The organism is Rhizobium sp. N324 (assembly GCF_001664485.1).
In the GTDB taxonomy this organism is placed as follows: Bacteria; Pseudomonadota; Alphaproteobacteria; order Rhizobiales; family Rhizobiaceae; genus Rhizobium.
Genome location: NZ_CP013630.1, coordinates 1,757,013 through 1,771,821 on the forward strand (window position 1 = coordinate 1,757,013; position 14,809 = coordinate 1,771,821).

At 62.9% G+C, this 14,809-nt stretch carries 13 protein-coding genes; 3 read left to right on the plus strand and 10 right to left on the minus strand.

What is annotated here, in order from left to right:
- Window positions 1–66 precede the first annotated feature (66 nt).
- The gene (locus AMK05_RS08415) at window positions 67–1,359 is read right to left on the minus strand and encodes a DNA polymerase IV (protein WP_064841315.1); all 1,293 of its coding nucleotides are present in this window, start codon (window positions 1,357–1,359) and stop codon (window positions 67–69) included.
- Window positions 1,360–1,435: 76 nt separating this feature from the next.
- Between AMK05_RS08415 and AMK05_RS08420 the strand changes: the two genes are divergently transcribed.
- Entirely contained in the window at window positions 1,436–2,023 is a 588-nt protein-coding gene (locus AMK05_RS08420; RefSeq protein WP_064838082.1) for a GNAT family N-acetyltransferase, read from the plus strand.
- On the opposite strand, the gene AMK05_RS08425 is transcribed toward AMK05_RS08420, so the two are convergent.
- Both AMK05_RS08425 and AMK05_RS08430 read right to left on the minus strand, forming a co-directional pair.
- Entirely contained in the window at window positions 1,998–2,672 is a 675-nt protein-coding gene (locus AMK05_RS08425; RefSeq protein ID WP_171899821.1) for a hypothetical protein, read from the minus strand. The two genes, AMK05_RS08420 and AMK05_RS08425, sit on opposite strands and share 26 nt — an antisense overlap.
- Window positions 2,673–2,677: 5 nt before the next feature.
- Window positions 2,678–2,986, minus strand: coding sequence for a DUF3572 domain-containing protein (locus tag AMK05_RS08430; RefSeq protein ID WP_064838084.1), 309 nt, complete (start codon window positions 2,984–2,986; stop codon window positions 2,678–2,680).
- A gap of 132 nt (window positions 2,987–3,118) precedes the next feature.
- On the opposite strand from AMK05_RS08430, the gene AMK05_RS08435 reads away from it, so the two are divergent.
- Together AMK05_RS08435 and AMK05_RS08440 are read left to right on the plus strand one after the other, a co-directional pair.
- Entirely contained in the window at window positions 3,119–3,490 is a 372-nt protein-coding gene (locus tag AMK05_RS08435; RefSeq protein WP_003547430.1) for a response regulator, read from the plus strand.
- An 18-nt stretch (window positions 3,491–3,508) separates the two neighbouring features.
- Entirely contained in the window at window positions 3,509–4,882 is a 1,374-nt protein-coding gene (locus AMK05_RS08440; protein ID WP_064838085.1) for a PleD family two-component system response regulator, read from the plus strand.
- Between the two features lie 745 nt (window positions 4,883–5,627).
- On the opposite strand, the gene rpmG is transcribed toward AMK05_RS08440, so the two are convergent.
- The 7 genes from rpmG to plsY all read right to left on the minus strand — a co-directional run bounded on the left by rpmG (window position 5,628) and on the right by plsY (window position 14,767).
- The gene (gene rpmG / locus AMK05_RS08445; RefSeq protein WP_003587245.1) at window positions 5,628–5,795 is read right to left on the minus strand and encodes a 50S ribosomal protein L33; all 168 of its coding nucleotides are present in this window, start codon (window positions 5,793–5,795) and stop codon (window positions 5,628–5,630) included.
- A 92-nt stretch (window positions 5,796–5,887) separates the two neighbouring features.
- On the minus strand, window positions 5,888–7,072 hold the full coding sequence (locus tag AMK05_RS08450) for an MFS transporter (RefSeq protein ID WP_064838086.1): 1,185 nt from the start codon (window positions 7,070–7,072) through the stop codon (window positions 5,888–5,890).
- 254 nt (window positions 7,073–7,326) lie between these two features.
- Window positions 7,327–7,779 carry a DUF983 domain-containing protein gene (locus tag AMK05_RS08455; protein WP_064838087.1) on the minus strand — a complete coding sequence of 151 codons (453 nt, stop codon included), beginning with the start codon at window positions 7,777–7,779 and terminating at the stop codon, window positions 7,327–7,329.
- Between the two features lie 25 nt (window positions 7,780–7,804).
- Window positions 7,805–10,177 carry a ribonuclease R gene (rnr, locus tag AMK05_RS08460; protein ID WP_064838088.1) on the minus strand — a complete coding sequence of 791 codons (2,373 nt, stop codon included), beginning with the start codon at window positions 10,175–10,177 and terminating at the stop codon, window positions 7,805–7,807.
- A 1-nt stretch (window position 10,178) separates the two neighbouring features.
- Window positions 10,179–12,833 (minus strand): type I DNA topoisomerase, encoded by a 2,655-nt coding sequence (gene topA / locus AMK05_RS08465; RefSeq protein WP_064838089.1) that lies wholly within the window; start codon window positions 12,831–12,833, stop codon window positions 10,179–10,181.
- A 171-nt stretch (window positions 12,834–13,004) separates the two neighbouring features.
- Complete coding sequence (dprA, locus tag AMK05_RS08470; RefSeq protein WP_064838090.1) at window positions 13,005–14,147, minus strand: DNA-processing protein DprA; 1,143 nt, start codon at window positions 14,145–14,147, stop codon at window positions 13,005–13,007.
- A complete protein-coding gene (gene plsY, locus AMK05_RS08475) occupies window positions 14,147–14,767 on the minus strand; it encodes a glycerol-3-phosphate 1-O-acyltransferase PlsY (protein WP_064838091.1) in 621 nt (206 codons plus the stop codon). The genes dprA and plsY overlap by 1 nt, the downstream gene beginning before the upstream one ends.
- Between the last annotated feature and the right edge of the window lie 42 nt (window positions 14,768–14,809).

A 14,809-nucleotide genomic window follows, 5' to 3' on the forward strand; every position in this document is an offset into this window, starting at 1 on the left:
CCGGCACATTATGGGACGAAGTTTAAGGAAGATTTTATAGGCCGCGCGGCGCGCACGGCTCACGCTTTAGTGATTGCGTTTGCCGCTGCCGAAGGTGTAGCCGGTTTCGACAGTGTTCTTGCCGAACTTGTCGCGCAGCTTGTCCATCGCCGCTTCGGCCGCCGCCCGCCGGCCCGACTGCCGGTCGATGAGATCGGGCGGATCGGCGCGGGCGGCATCGCCGAGATCGCTGACGCCGATGCCGAGCAGCCGGAACTTTGTGCCGTCGGTCTCTTTTTCGAGAAGCTCGAGCCCGATGAGAAAGATCCGGTCGGTAAGCTGGGTCGGGTCTTCGAGCTTGCGGTTGCGCGTCCGTATCTTGAAGTCGGCGGTCTTCATCTTCAGGACCACGGTCTGGCCGGCGATGTCGCTTTTCTTCAGCCGCCAGGAGACTTTTTCCGAAAGATTGCGCAGGATCGGCACCAGATCGTCATAGCGCCAGATATCTTCGAAGAAGGTGGTCTCGGATGAAACGCTCTTGGCTGCATCGTTGAGATGCACTTCACGGTCGTCGATCCCGCGCGACAGCCGGGCGAGCCGCTGGCCGATGCTGCCGTAACGGCGCATCAGATCGTTCTCCTCCATCTGCTGCAACTGGCCGATGGTGCGGATGCCATCCGCCTCCAGCGTCGCCGCAAAGGCCTTGCCGACGCCCCAGATCGTGGTGACCGGACGCGGCGCCAGGAACTCGACGGCTTCTTCGCGGCCGATGACGGAAAAGCCACGCGGTTTCTGCAGGTCAGAGGCGACCTTGGCGAGGAATTTGCAATAGGAAAGCCCGACCGAAACGCTGATGCCGATCTCCTTTTCGACCCGGCGGGCGAATTTGGCGAGCGTGCGCGCCGGCGGGTCGTGATGCAGCCTCTCGGTGCCGCCAAGCTCCAGGAAGGCCTCGTCGATCGACAGCGGCTGCACCAGCGGCGTCAGATCCTGCATCATGGCGCGCACCTGCCGCCCGACCCGGACATATTTCTCCATGTCGGGCCGAATGACGATCGCCTGGGGGCATGCTTCCAGCGCCTTGAACATCGGCATCGCCGAACGCACGCCGTGGATGCGGGCGATATAGCAGGCGGTGGAGACGACGCCGCGTTTGCCGCCGCCGATGATCACCGGCTTGTCGGCAATGTCGGGATTGTCGCGTTTCTCGACGGCCGCATAGAAGGCGTCGCAATCGATATGCGCCAGCGTCAATGCGTAGAGCTCGCGATGGCGCACCAGCCGCGGGCTGCCGCAGGACACGCAGCGGCGCGCCTCGCCCTTCTGCTCGGCAAGGCAGTCGCGACAGAAGCCGGGTGTCTTGTCGGGCGCGGGCGTCATCATGAGAACAAAGATTGAACGCCGCGACATTACGCCCTAAGCTTCCGAGTCTCAAGAGAGGCCGGGAGCTTTGCCTTTGGATAACGATCTTCGTTTCGAGCCGGTAACGGCAGAACGCTGGGACGATTTCGAAACCCTGTTCGGGCCGCAGGGCGCCTTCTACAATTGCTGGTGCGTCGCGCTGCGCCTGCCGCATGCGATAAGAACGAAGATGGCGGCCGATGAGCGCAAGCTGCATATGCACGAGCGGATCAAGGCTGGGCCGCCGCCGGGCGTTCTCTGTTACGCCGACGGCGCGCCGGTCGCCTGGGTGCAGGTCGGGCCGCGCCATGACGTGCCGCAGTTCAATTCGCCGCGCACAGTCTCGCGGCCGCTGGAGGAGGGCGATGCGTTCGATCCGTCGATCTGGGCCGTCAGTTGCTTCTTCCTGCTACCCAGGCTGCGCGGCAAGGGGATGAGCCATCGCCTGCTCGCCGGCGCCATCGATCACGCCCGGCGCCAGGGCGCGCGCCTGCTCGAAGCCTGTCCGATCGATCATGTGAAGCAGTCGAAATCGGTGACCCTCTGCATCGGCTCGACGGCGATCTTCGATGCGGCCGGTTTCGAGACGGTGGCGCGGCGCAAGGATGGCCGTCCGCTCATGCGGCTGGAGCTGCGGGGTTGAACGCGCCGGCAAGGAAATGCGCCTCGATCAGCGCGGCCGCATGCGCCCAGTCGCTGGCCCGGGTAATGTCGTCGGCCGCCGCCGGCGCAAAACGATGGACGGGCGAATCCGGCATCAGGTGGATCAGCAGGCAATCGGCGACATGGTCCCTGACGGAATGCAGATTGCGCGCCATATCATCGATGAAGACGACGGGAAGGGAGCGGCTGGCATGCAATGCGTGAACGATCGGCCCCTTGGGCTCTTCGCTGGCAAGCAGCGGAAAAATGAGGCCGATCCGGTCGAGCAGGCGGCGGCGCTGATCCTGGAAGCGCGGCTGCATGGCCGTCAGGAAAAGTACATCGGCGGCCTCGGAAAGCCGGCCGAGCGTTTCGACGACACGGTCGAGCGGCGTCTGCCACTGCTCCTGCGTCTCGAAAAATTCCTCGATCAGCCGGCTGACCTCCTGGTCCTCGATCTCCGCGCCATCCGCCTGCGAGACGATGTTGCCGTGGAGCCGGAACGAGCGCGGCAGGAAGGCATGACCCCGGCTTTCAATGAAAAGCTGGAACGGGCCGATGAATTGCAGCACCACATCGTCGACGTCGCAGACGATCAGCGGCCTCTCGCCGAGGCGGATATGCGAGATATCGAGTTCCCTCACGCCGATCACCGTCAGTACTCCCCGGAATCGAGGCCGGGCGAGGCGAAATGCTGCCAGGCGGCGGTCACCGTCTCCGGGCTGATGCCGCTCGCCGCGCAGAAAGCCATCGCCGTCGGTTCGTGGTTCATCAGGAAATCCATTATGCCGGCGAGGAAGCCGGGATCGTTGACGGCGCCGCGCACCTGGCCAGGGGCCACACCCGTCAGCGCAAGAAAGCGGCCGAACATGTCGGGATCGTCGGCAAGCCAGCCGAGCACGGCGATCGCGGTTGCGTGCGGGTCGGCGGCCTGTTGTTTCGAAGTCTTGAAGTTGCTTTGCATTTCGAGGGGTAAGTTACCTTTTCTTCAACCAAATGCCGCTAGCGTGCGCTATCGGTTTCACGGAGCTATTGTCCGCATGTGCCTTTCTCATGGGACGAACCGCTGCGCGAACGGACGTAGGGACAGCTTGTCATGCCCAAACAGGTGATGATTGTAGAAGATAACGAGCTCAACATGAAGCTCTTTCGCGACCTCATCGAGGCGTCCGGCTATACCACGATCCAGACCAGAAACGGCATGGAAGCGCTGGATCTGGCGCGCAAGCATCGCCCCGATCTCATTCTGATGGATATTCAGCTTCCCGAGGTCTCGGGCCTCGAAGTCACGAAATGGCTCAAGGAAGACGACGAGCTGCACGTGATTCCCGTCATCGCCGTCACGGCTTTCGCGATGAAGGGCGACGAGGAGCGGATCCGTCAGGGCGGCTGCGAGGCCTATGTTTCCAAGCCGATCTCGGTTCCGAAATTCATCGAGACGATCAAGACCTATCTGGGCGATGCCTGACGCATCGGAAAGACAGCTATGACTGCGCGAATACTGGTGGTTGACGATATTCCGGCCAATGTGAAGCTGCTCGAAGCGCGGCTGCTTGCGGAGTATTTCGACGTGATGACCGCAGCCGACGGCTACACGGCGCTGGCGATCTGCGAGCGCAACCAGGTCGATCTCATCCTGCTCGACATCATGATGCCCGGCATAGACGGTTTCGAAGTCTGCGAGCGGCTGAAGGCCAGCCGCAAGACCGCCCATATTCCCGTCGTCATGGTCACGGCACTGGATCAGCCGGCCGATCGCGTCCGCGGCCTGAAGGTCGGCGCCGACGATTTCCTCACCAAGCCGGTCAATGATCTGCAGCTGATCTCGCGGGTGAAGAGCCTGCTGCGGTTGAAGACGTTGAGCGACGAGCTGCGCATCCGCGCCGATACCGCCCATACGATGGGCATCGACGATCTCATGCGGGCAGGCGAGGGCCGCGCCGACGAGACGGGTCAGATCCTGCTCGTCGACGGCCGCGCCAATTCGCAGGAGCGCATCATCAAGGCGCTGAAGCCCGTTGCCGACGTGCTTGCCCTTTCCGATCCGCAGGCAGCCCTCTTCGAAGCGGCCGAAAGCCCGTTCGATCTCGTCATCGTCAACGCCAATTTCGATGATTACGATCCGCTGCGCCTCTGCTCGCAGCTGCGCTCGCTGGAGCGCACGCGCTTCCTGCCGATCCTGATCATCACCGAGAAGGGCGCCGACGAGATGGTTGTGCGCGCGCTCGATCTCGGCGTCAACGACTACATCGTCCGCCCGGTCGATCCCAACGAGCTGGTTGCCCGCAGCCTGACGCAGATCCGTCGCAAGCGCTGCAACGACCGCCTGCGCGCCAGCGTCAAGCAGACGATCGAGCTCGCCGTCACCGATCCGCTGACCGGCCTTTATAACCGGCGCTATCTCGACAATCATCTGAACGTGCTCTTCAACCGTTCGATGGCGCGCGGCCGGCCGCTTTCGGTGCTGATCACAGACATCGACCGCTTCAAGCAGGTGAACGACACCTATGGCCACGACGGCGGCGACGAAGTGCTGCGGGAATTTGCCAATCGCGTCCGCTCGACCATTCGCGGCGCCGACCTCGCTTGCCGCTACGGCGGGGAGGAGTTCGTCGTCGTCATGCCGGATACCTCGCCGGAAATTGCCGCAACTGTCGCCGAGCGCCTGCGCGCCGCCGTCGAAAGCGCGCCCTTCCAGCTGAAACATTCGGGAGAGCCGCTGAATGTCACCGCGTCCTTCGGCATCGCCTCGCGTATCGGCGCGGTGCTGACCCCCGATCAGCTGATGAAGCAGGCGGATCTTGCGCTTTACGAAGCCAAGAACACCGGCCGCAATCGCGTCGTCGCTGCGGCCGCCTGACGAATCATCTGCCGCCTTATGTGCCGTTTATGGGTTTTCCACCGTGGTAAGCGGATTGTTACACAATTTTAATGCTCGCCCGCACAGCGTGGCGTGAAAAACTTGCAATCGAATAGCCAAAAAAAGGATTTTCGGCTTTGCTGCGGATGTGCCGCTGACCGATAGTTTTGAACGCGTCCGGCCATAGCTAAAAATGAAATGGCGACTATAAAAAGCGCCTGCTGCCGATTGGGGAAAATAGAGTGCCGCAGCCCCACCTCACCCAGGGGGAGGGGAGGTGTAAGTTATTACGCTATATTGTCGAATTTCTTCGGTGGGTCAGCGTCTAGGCTTCATCCCTAAGCAGAGTCGATAAATCTTTGTATGTACCAAAACTGGACTTTTAACCATAGAATCAAGTCCGCAAAAATCATCATTAAGAATTTGTTGATTTTCTTTCATTTTTGCGCAAATTATCGGCTCATAAGAGAAGCGCTCCCGCTGAGGAGTTGTCGATACCCCATGATGCTCAGGTCCGCCGCATCTCCTGGGTCGTGGGGTCGGTCGGCTAGTAGGCAAGTTATAGCGGTTCCTCGTGCCGTTTTGCATGCTGGCCGACCCCCTTTCAAGAAAACGCCGCTACTTCCCGAAGATGGAAGGGCGGCGTTTTTCTGTTTGCGCTGTCATTTTCAAAGCGGGAATTTCGGACAAAAAAAACGCGCGACCCGAGGGCGCGCGTTTTTTGCGAAATCCGCAGATCAAGTGATTACTTGATCTTGGTTTCCTTGAACTCGACATGCTTCTTAGCAATCGGGTCGTACTTCGTCTTCGTCATCTTGTCCGTCATCGTACGGCTGTTCTTCGTCGTGACGTAGAAGAAACCGGTGTCGGCTGTCGACAGCAGCTTGATCTTGATTGTTGTAGCCTTGGCCATGGTCGTCCTGCCTTTAAGAAAATGAAAGCCGTGGAAGCCGGATGGGCTCCACGGCAAATTCTGGCGCGAAACTACGAATCCCGCCCGAAAAGTCAAGTCCGTTTTCGAATGAACATCAGCCTGATGCCGGAAAGTAGGGCGTAAAAGCCGAAGAAAGCGGCAATCGCCCAAGCAAAACCGTTATTTCCGGCGACATCGATCGCTGCGCCGATCGCCTGCGGCCCGGCTACGGTTCCCATCGCATAACAGAAGACGAAGGCGGCATTGGCCGCGGCAAGATCGGAACCCGTCAGCCGCGAGCCGAGATGGCTGAGGCCGACCGTATAGAGGCCGGAGACGCAGCCGCCCCAGAAAAGCAGGAGCCCGGCCATCAGCAGCCAGTTGTCGAGCAGCAGGGGCAGCAGCATCGAGCCGATGAAGCCCATCAGCGCCATGCCGGCCAGAAGCGGCCGCTTGTCGGCGATGCGGTCGGAGAGCAGGCCGAGCGGGATCTGGAAGATGATGTTGCCGACGCCCATCATGGTGAGCAGAAGCGCTGCCTGTGATTCGGTGAAATGGGCGCGCACCGCAAAGATCGGGAAGAGCGACAGGCCGCCCGCTTCGACCGCGCCGAAGATGAAAACCGCCGCCGTCGCCGTCGGCACCAGGAAAACGTAGCGCATGAAATGCAGCTCCGGTTTTTCCTCGAGCACAGGGCTTTCGTCGCGGGCGATGAAGATCGGAATGGCGGCAAGCAGAATGGCGCCGGCGCCGATCAGGAAGGGGAAGATGCCGTCGCTGCCGAGGATCGAAAAGAGCAGCGGCCCGGCTGCGAAGCCGAGTGAAAGCACGGTCGCATAGATGCCGAGCACGAAGCCGCGTTTGGACGGCGGCGAGGCGGCGTTGATCCAGAATTCGGAAAGGATGAACAGCGTCGTCGTTGCCCCATGGAAGGCGAAACGCAGCGGAAACCACATCCAGAAATCCTCGGCATAATAAAAGCCGAGAGCGCTCAGCGCCGAAATCAGCACCGCCCAGAGCATGGTCGGCGCAACGCCGTATTTATGGGCGAGCTTGGTGGTGATGGGCGCGGCGGCCATCGCCGCGACGCCTGCCATCGCCGTGTTGAGCCCGATCAGGGTAGACGAGATGCCGCGTTTTTCCAGGATGATGCTGAGCAGCGGAAGTCCGAGGCCGATTGCTATGCCGACGGCCGATATGGACGAGACGGCTGCCACCAGAGAAGGCCAATGGATTTCCTCGACATCGCCCGGTGTGCCGTTTCTCGGCTGAGACATTTATCCATCCTTAGAAAGCTGCGCGAGCGAATCGGCCGGTTCCCGTCGGATAGATAGGCACAGACGTGCCAAATCCGGGTGACGGATGCCGCTTCGCAGTATTTCCGATGTGAGTGACCATCTGCGGAATGTAAAGCCCGTTCGGCCAAGAAATGCTTACCATGTCGGGTTGAGGATCGTCGGCTGCCGCATTCGGGTGGTGGTCGGTGGAGCGCTGGCACTACACGTTAAATATGTCTGGAAGGTGAAGGCGCTCAATCCCGGCGTCCGGCAATGTCGTAATCGTCAGGCCCGTCGCTCTCGCCGCCGAAACCGTGCATGCGCAGCGCCCATTGCAGGCCGATGACGCCGCCCTTGATCGGCTGGATCGAGGCAAGCGCGGTGATGACCGTGATCGGCGCCCAGATGGCAATATGCGCCCATACCGGCAGCACGAAAGTCAGGTCCGTCAGCATATAACCACCGACCACCACATGGCCGAGGACGAGGATGACGATATAGGGCGGCAGGTCGTCGGCGCGTTGGTGATGCATCGCCTCGCCGCAGGCCGCGCAATGATCGACCGGCTTCAGGAAGGCGCGGAAAAGTTTGCCGCTGCCGCAGGCCGGGCAGCGGTTCATCAGCCCGCGCAGGATGGAGCGCCCCAGCGGCCGCTCGGTCTCCGGCTTGTCGCCGTAGTGCACGGTCGGATCGGTCGATGTGCCCATCGTAAGCTCCTCTTCGCAGAATACCCTAACGCCGCCCGCGTGGCGGCCTCGTTCCGGGCTTCTTGCGGACCTGGCCCTTGTCGCGGCGGCCCGCTTTATGGAAGCTGCGCACCGCCGTCGGCATCTCGCGGCCCTCGCTGATCATCTCGAAGCGCAGCGCGCCGGCAAGCGGGATCGCTTCGGCAAGCTTCACCGTGACGTTGTCGCCAAGGCGATAGCCGAGCCCGGTCCTTTCACCCGAGAGCGCCTGATGCGCCTCGTCATAGATGAAATAATCGGTACCGAGCGTCGATATGGGAACGAAACCGTCGGCGCCATACTCCGGCAGGGCGATAAAAAGGCCGGATTTCGTAACGCCCGAAACCCGCCCGGCAAATTCCTCGCCGACGCGGCCGCTGAGATGATGCGCGATCAGCCGGTCGACCGTCTCGCGCTCGGCCGCCATCGCCCGGCGCTCGAAGGTCGAGATTTCGGCGGCGATATCGTCGAGAGCAGCCTCTTCCTCCGTCGTGATGCCGCCTTCGCCGAAGCCGAGCGAGCCGACGAGGGCGCGATGGACGATGAGGTCGGCGTAACGGCGGATCGGCGAGGTGAAATGCGCATATTTCATCAGATTGAGACCAAAATGGCCGATGTTCTCCGGGCCATAGATGGCCTGGCTTTGCGACCGCAGCACCATCTCGTTGACCATGGTCTGGTGGGGCGTGCCGTCCGCCTTGGCCAGAATGCCGTTGAAATTGTTGGCGCGCATGTTGCCGCCCTTGGCAAGCGGGATGCCGAGCGTCGCCAGGAACTCCCGCAGGATTTCCTGCTTGGCAAGCGTCGGCCCGTCATGAATGCGGTAGATCAGCGGCTGGCGTTTCTTTTCCAGGGTCTCGGCGGCGGCGACGTTCGCCTGGATCATCATCTCCTCGATCAGCTTATGCGCGTCGAGCCGCGGCGGCACATGGACCCGGTCGACGGTGCCGTCGGGCTTCAGCAGGATCTTGCGCTCCGGCATGTCGAGTTCCAGCGGCTGGCGCCGGTCGCGGCCGCGCTTCATCACCTCATAGGCGTGCCAGAGCGGCTTCAGGATCGGCTCGAGCATCGGCCCGGTCTTATCGTCCGGCTTGCCGTCGATCGCTGCCTGCGCCTGCTGATAGGAGAGCTTGGCCGCGCTCTTCATCATGACGCGATGGAATGTGTGGCCGATCTTGCGGCCTTCGCCGGAGAAGCTCATGCGCACGGCAAGCGCCGGGCGGTCGACGCCTTCCTTCAGCGAGCAGAGATCGTTGGAGATGCGCTCCGGCAGCATCGGCACGACGCGATCCGGGAAATAGACCGAGTTGCCGCGCTTCAGCGCCTCTCGGTCGAGCGGCGACTTGGGGCGGACATACCAGGAGACGTCGGCAATCGCCACGGTGACGATGACGCCGCCGGGATTGTCGGGCGAGGGGTCGAGTTCGGCATAGACGGCGTCGTCATGGTCCTTGGCATCGGCCGGATCGATGGTGATCAGCGGCACGTCGCGCCAGTCCTCGCGATGCGACATGGTGGCGGGCTTTGCGTCCTCCGCCTCGGCGATCACGGCGGGCGGGAAGACATGCGGAATGCCGTGCGCATGGATGGCGATCATCGAGATGGCCTTTTCCGAGCCGACGGAGCCGACGACGGAAAGCACCTTGGCGCGCGGCAGGCCGAAGCGGCCGAGCCGGGCGACTTCGATCTCGACCAGGTCGCCGTCCGCAGCACCGCCGGTGAAATCGGGATCGATCACCATCTCCTCGCCACGCCGCTCGATCGGCAGCAGCCTGCCGCCGCCGCCGGGCGCGGCGCGGAAAACGCCCATCGCGGCGCCACGGCGCTTGTCGATCACCTTGATGATCCGCGCGGTATAGGCCGGCCCGCCGCGATCGACGGCCGGGAAGATCTTCGCCAGGATGCGGTCGCCGAGGCCGGCGACCGGGGCCTTACCCTTGCCCTGGCGGCCTGCGGGCGATTGCTGGCGGATGGCGACCGCGGGCGCCACGCCCTGATCCTCAGGCCATTCCGCCGGCCGGCCGATCAGATCGCCGTCCTTGTCGCGCGTGGTGATATCGAGAACGGTGACCGGCGGCAGCGCGCCGGGACGGATCAGCGACTTGCGGTTCTTCTGCAGCATGCCTTCCTGCTCGAGCTCCTGCAGCATGTGCTTGAGTTCGACGCGATTGTCGCCCTTGAGGCCGAAGGCCTTGGCGAGCTCCCGCTTGGACGCTTTCTGCGGATGATCGGCGATGAAGCGCAGGATCACCTCGCGCGAGGGCAGCGCGCCGTGGACGATGTTCAGCGGCTCGACGGCCGGAGCATCCTTGCCGGCACGGCCGATCTTGCCCGGGCGCTTGCCCGCAGGGTTCGTTCTGTCGCGCGGTATTCTGCTCACGTCAGCTCTTTTTCGATTTCGCGGGCGCTTTCGCCTTCGTTGTCTTCGGCTTGGCCGCCGTCTTGGTGGTCTTGGCTTCGGCCGCCGCCGCCTTCGGCTTGGCTTTCGCCTTGCTCGTCTTGCCTGCAGGCGCCTTGCCGGCCTTTTCCGTGATCAGCGCAAGCGCCTCTTCGACGGTGATGGCCTGCGGATCCTTGCCCTTCGGCAGGGTGGCGTTGACCTTGCCCCAATTGACGTAAGGACCGTACTTGCCGTCGCGAACGGTGATGGCGCCGCCATCGGGATGATCGCCGAGCGTCTTCAGCGCCGCCGGCGTGCCGCGCGAACCGCGGCCCGGTGCCTGGTTCGCCTTTTCGGCAATCACGGTCACCGCGCGGTTCAGGCCGACCGAGAACACGTCCTCGATCGTTTCCAGATTGGCATAGGAACCGTCATGCAGGAGGAACGGCCCATAGCGGCCGATGCCCGACGAGATCATCTTGCCCGATTCCGGATGTTTGCCGATATCGCGCGGCAGCGAGATCAAAGCCATCGCCTTTTCGTAGTCGATATCTTCGGGCTTCCAGCCCTTCGGCAGCGAAGCGCGCTTGGCCTCCTTGCCGTCGCCGCGCTGGATATAGGGGCCGAAGCGGCCGGAACGCAGCGTCAGCTCCTCGCCGGTCGTCGGATCGGTGCCGAGGTTCTTCGGTTCGTTGAGGGCCGCACCATCCGCTTCTCCGCCGTTTTCGGAGGAGAGCTGGCGGGTGTAATTGCATTCCGGATAGTTCGAGCAGCCGACGAAGGCGCCGTATTTGCCGAGCTTCAGCGACAGGTTGCCGGTGCCGCATACCTGACAGATCCTCGGATCGCTGCCGTCCTCCCGCTTCGGGAAGACCAATGGCGCCAGCGCTTCGTTCAGTGAATCGAGCACATTGGTGACGCGCAGTTCCTTGGTGTCTTCGATCTGGGCGAAGAAATCCTTCCAGAAATCGCGCAGCACCTGCTTCCAGTTCAACTCGCCAGCGGAGATGCGGTCGAGTTTCTCCTCGAGATCGGCGGTGAAGTCGTATTCGACATATTTGGTGAAGAAGCTTTCGAGGAAAGCCGTCACCAGCCGGCCCTTGGCCTGCGGGATCAGCTTGCGCTTGTCGATCGTCACATAGTCGCGGTCGCGCAGCGTCGCCAGCGTCGCGGCATAGGTGGAGGGGCGCCCGATGCCGAGTTCTTCCATCTTCTTGATCAGCGAGGCTTCCGAGTAGCGCGGCGGCGGCTCGGTGAAATGCTGGGTCGAATTGATTTTCTGCTTGGCGAGCGTCTCGCGCGCATTGATCTCTGGCAGGCGGCCATCCTCGTCGCCGTCGTCGCTCTGCTCGCCGTCTTCCTTCTGATCGGTATAGGCGGCAATGAAGCCGTCGAAGCGGATGACCGAGCCGACGGCGCGCAGGCCGGCCTTCTCGCCCTTGTTGTCGGCGGTAATCTCGGCCGTCGTGCGCTCGATTTCGGCCGAGGCCATCTGGCTGGCGATGCCGCGCTTCCAGATCAGGTCGTAGAGCCGGATCTGGTCGGCATCGAGGAACTGGCGCACGCGGTCGGGCGAGCGGTAGAAATCAGTCGGGCGGATCGCCTCGTGCGCCTCCTGGGCGTTCTTCGCCTTGGTGGAATAGAAGCGTGCCTTTTCAGGCATGTAACGCTCGCCGAACTGGTCGACGATGGCGCGGCGCGCCGCATCGATCGCTTCGGGTGCCATCTGCACGCCGTCGGTTCGCATATAGGTGATGAGACCGACGGTCTCGCCGCCGATATCGACGCCTTCATAAAGCTTCTGGGCGATCTGCATGGTGCGCGATGCGGAGAAGCCGAGATTGGAGGAGGCAGCCTGCTGCAGGGTCGAGGTCGTAAAGGGCGGTCCCGGGTTGCGTTTGACCGGTTTCGCCTCGACCGTGTCGACGACATAGCTCGCGCCTTCGAGCAGCGCCTTGAGCCGGCCCGCATCCTCGCCGTTGCCGATCGCGCGCGGCTGCAGCCGTTTGCCGTTCGCCGAAACCAGCCTTGCCTCGAACTCGTCGCCGCGCGGCGTCTTCAGCAGCGCCGAGATGTTCCAGTATTCTTCGGAAATGAAGCGCTCGATTTCGGATTCGCGGTCGCAGACCAGGCGCAGCGCTACCGACTGGACGCGGCCGGCCGAGCGTGCGCCGGGCAGCTTGCGCCAGAGGACCGGCGAAAGATTGAAGCCGACGAGATAGTCGAGCGCGCGGCGGGCGAGATAGGCGTCGACCAGCGGCACGTCGATGTCGCGCGGATCGGCCATCGCGTCGAGCACCGCCTTCTTGGTGATCGCGTTGAAGACGACGCGCTTGACCGGCTTGCCGTTCAGCACACGCTTCTTGTTGAGCATGTCGAGGACGTGCCATGAAATCGCTTCGCCTTCGCGATCCGGGTCGGTCGCGAGAAACAGGCCGTCGGAGGATTTCACCGCGTCGGCGATGTCCTTCATCCGCTTGGCCGAGGCCCCATCGACCTCCCAAAGCATTTCGAAATCCTGATCGGGGAGGACAGAGCCATCCTTGGCAGGCAGATCGCGCACATGGCCGAAGGAGGCGAGCACTTTGTATCCCGAACCCAGATACTTGTTGATCGTCTTGGCCTTGGCAGGCGATTCCACCACTACAACATTCATGATGATTCTCTAAAAAAGGAAACGACGCCAGCGTTGAAGCCAGCGCAACACACACCGCAACTTGGATACCGGCCCTCCGACATGGACAGGGAAATCGCTGCGGTCAAGGGGTTTGCTACAATTTTACCTCTTGCAGCCGCTGCAAAGCGGGTCGCTCGTATCGTGCAGGCCTCACTCGGAAAGCGAGATGAGACCGCCCTGATGCCGGTGCAGCCTGCCTGCTATGTCGAGCTCCAGCAGGATGAGATAGACCGCCGATGCCGAGAGCCCGGTGTGGCGGATAATATCGTCGATCTCGACCGGCGTCGGCCCGAGCGCATCGATGATGCGGTTGCGATCCGTATCGCCGGGCGGCATCGTCATTGCCCCGCCGTCACGTGGCGGTTCCTCCGCCATCGACGACGGGAACAGCTCGAATTGCGCCAGCGGCGCCAAGGCTTCGATGACATCGGCGGGGGCGGTGACGATCGAAGCCCCGTCCTTCAGCAGGCCGTTGGTGCCATGGCAGCGCGGATCGAGCGGTGAGCCGGGCACGGCAAACACCAGCCGGCCGAACTCGCCGGCAAGCCGTGCGGTGATTAGCGATCCCGAGCGCGTCGCCGCTTCGACGACCACGAGACCGAGCGCGATGCCGGCGATCAGCCGGTTCCGGCGCGGGAAATCGCGGGCCCGCGGTTCCCAGCCGAAGGGCATCTCGCTGACCGCCAGGCCGTTGCCGCCGGTTATCTCCGCGAGCAGGCCGATATTCTCCGGTGGGTAGGGCTGGTCGAGGCCGCCGGCAAGCGCCGCGATCGTGCCCGTATCGAGGCTTGCCCGGTGCGCCGATGTGTCGATGCCGCGCGCCAGCCCCGAGACCACGGTATAACCGGCGCGACCGCAGTCACGCGCCACCATCGCCGCGAATTTGGCGCCGGCGATCGAAGCGTTGCGCGAACCGACGATGCCGACGGCCGGCCGCTTGGCGGCGGCAAGCGCGCCCTTGACGGCGAGAAGCGGCGGCGCGCCGTCGATCTGCTTCAGCGCTTGCGGATAGTCCGGCTCGCCGATGCCGACGAAGCGGGCGCCGAAACGATGCGCCGCTTCCAGCTCCCGATGCGCCTCGGCCTCGCTGGCGATACGGATCGCCCGCGTCGCGCCGCCGCGCGCCGAAAGCTCCGGCAACGCCGCGAGCGCCGCCTCGGCCGATCCGAAATGATTGATGAGGTCGCGAAAGGTCGCCGGGCCGATATTGTCGGAACGGATGAGGCGCAGCCAGGCAATTTTCTGCCGTTCGCTCAGCACAGTGCCTTTTGGTCCCGCGCTCAGCGCATCCATTATCCCTTCGCCCCGATCTTGCTTTCCGTCCCGCCCATCAGGCGGGAAATATTCGCCCTGTGCTTCCAGTAGGAGATCAGCGTCATGATCGCCATGACGGCTGCAACTTTTTCATTGCCGAGTATCCACAGCGCAACCGGCATGACAAGCATGGCAACCAGCGCCGACAGCGAGGAGTAGCGGGTCGTGAAAGCGATCGCCAGCCAGATGGCGGCGAAGAGCACGACCATGATCGGTGCGACGCCGAGCAGGGTGCCGATATAGGTGGCGACGCCCTTGCCGCCCTTGAAGCCGATCCAGACCGGGAAGAGGTGGCCGATGAAGGCGAAGAAGCCGGCGATGATCGCAGCCTCGTCACCGAGAAAGTAACCGACGACCCAGGCGGCGGCCGATGCCTTCAGCGCATCGAGCAGCAGCGTCGCCGCCGCAAGCTTGCGGTTCCCGGTTCTCAGCACATTGGTCGCGCCGATATTGCCGGAGCCTATGCTGCGCACGTCGCCGAGGCCGGCGGCGCGCGTCAGGATCAGGCCGAAAGGAATGGAACCGAAGAGATAGCCGATGACGGCGGCGGCAAGCGCGACCGGCAGCGTGATCTGCCATGACATGAGATTGGATAACATATGCCGCCTCAGCCCCTCCGTTGCCTATCCCAATATGCCGTT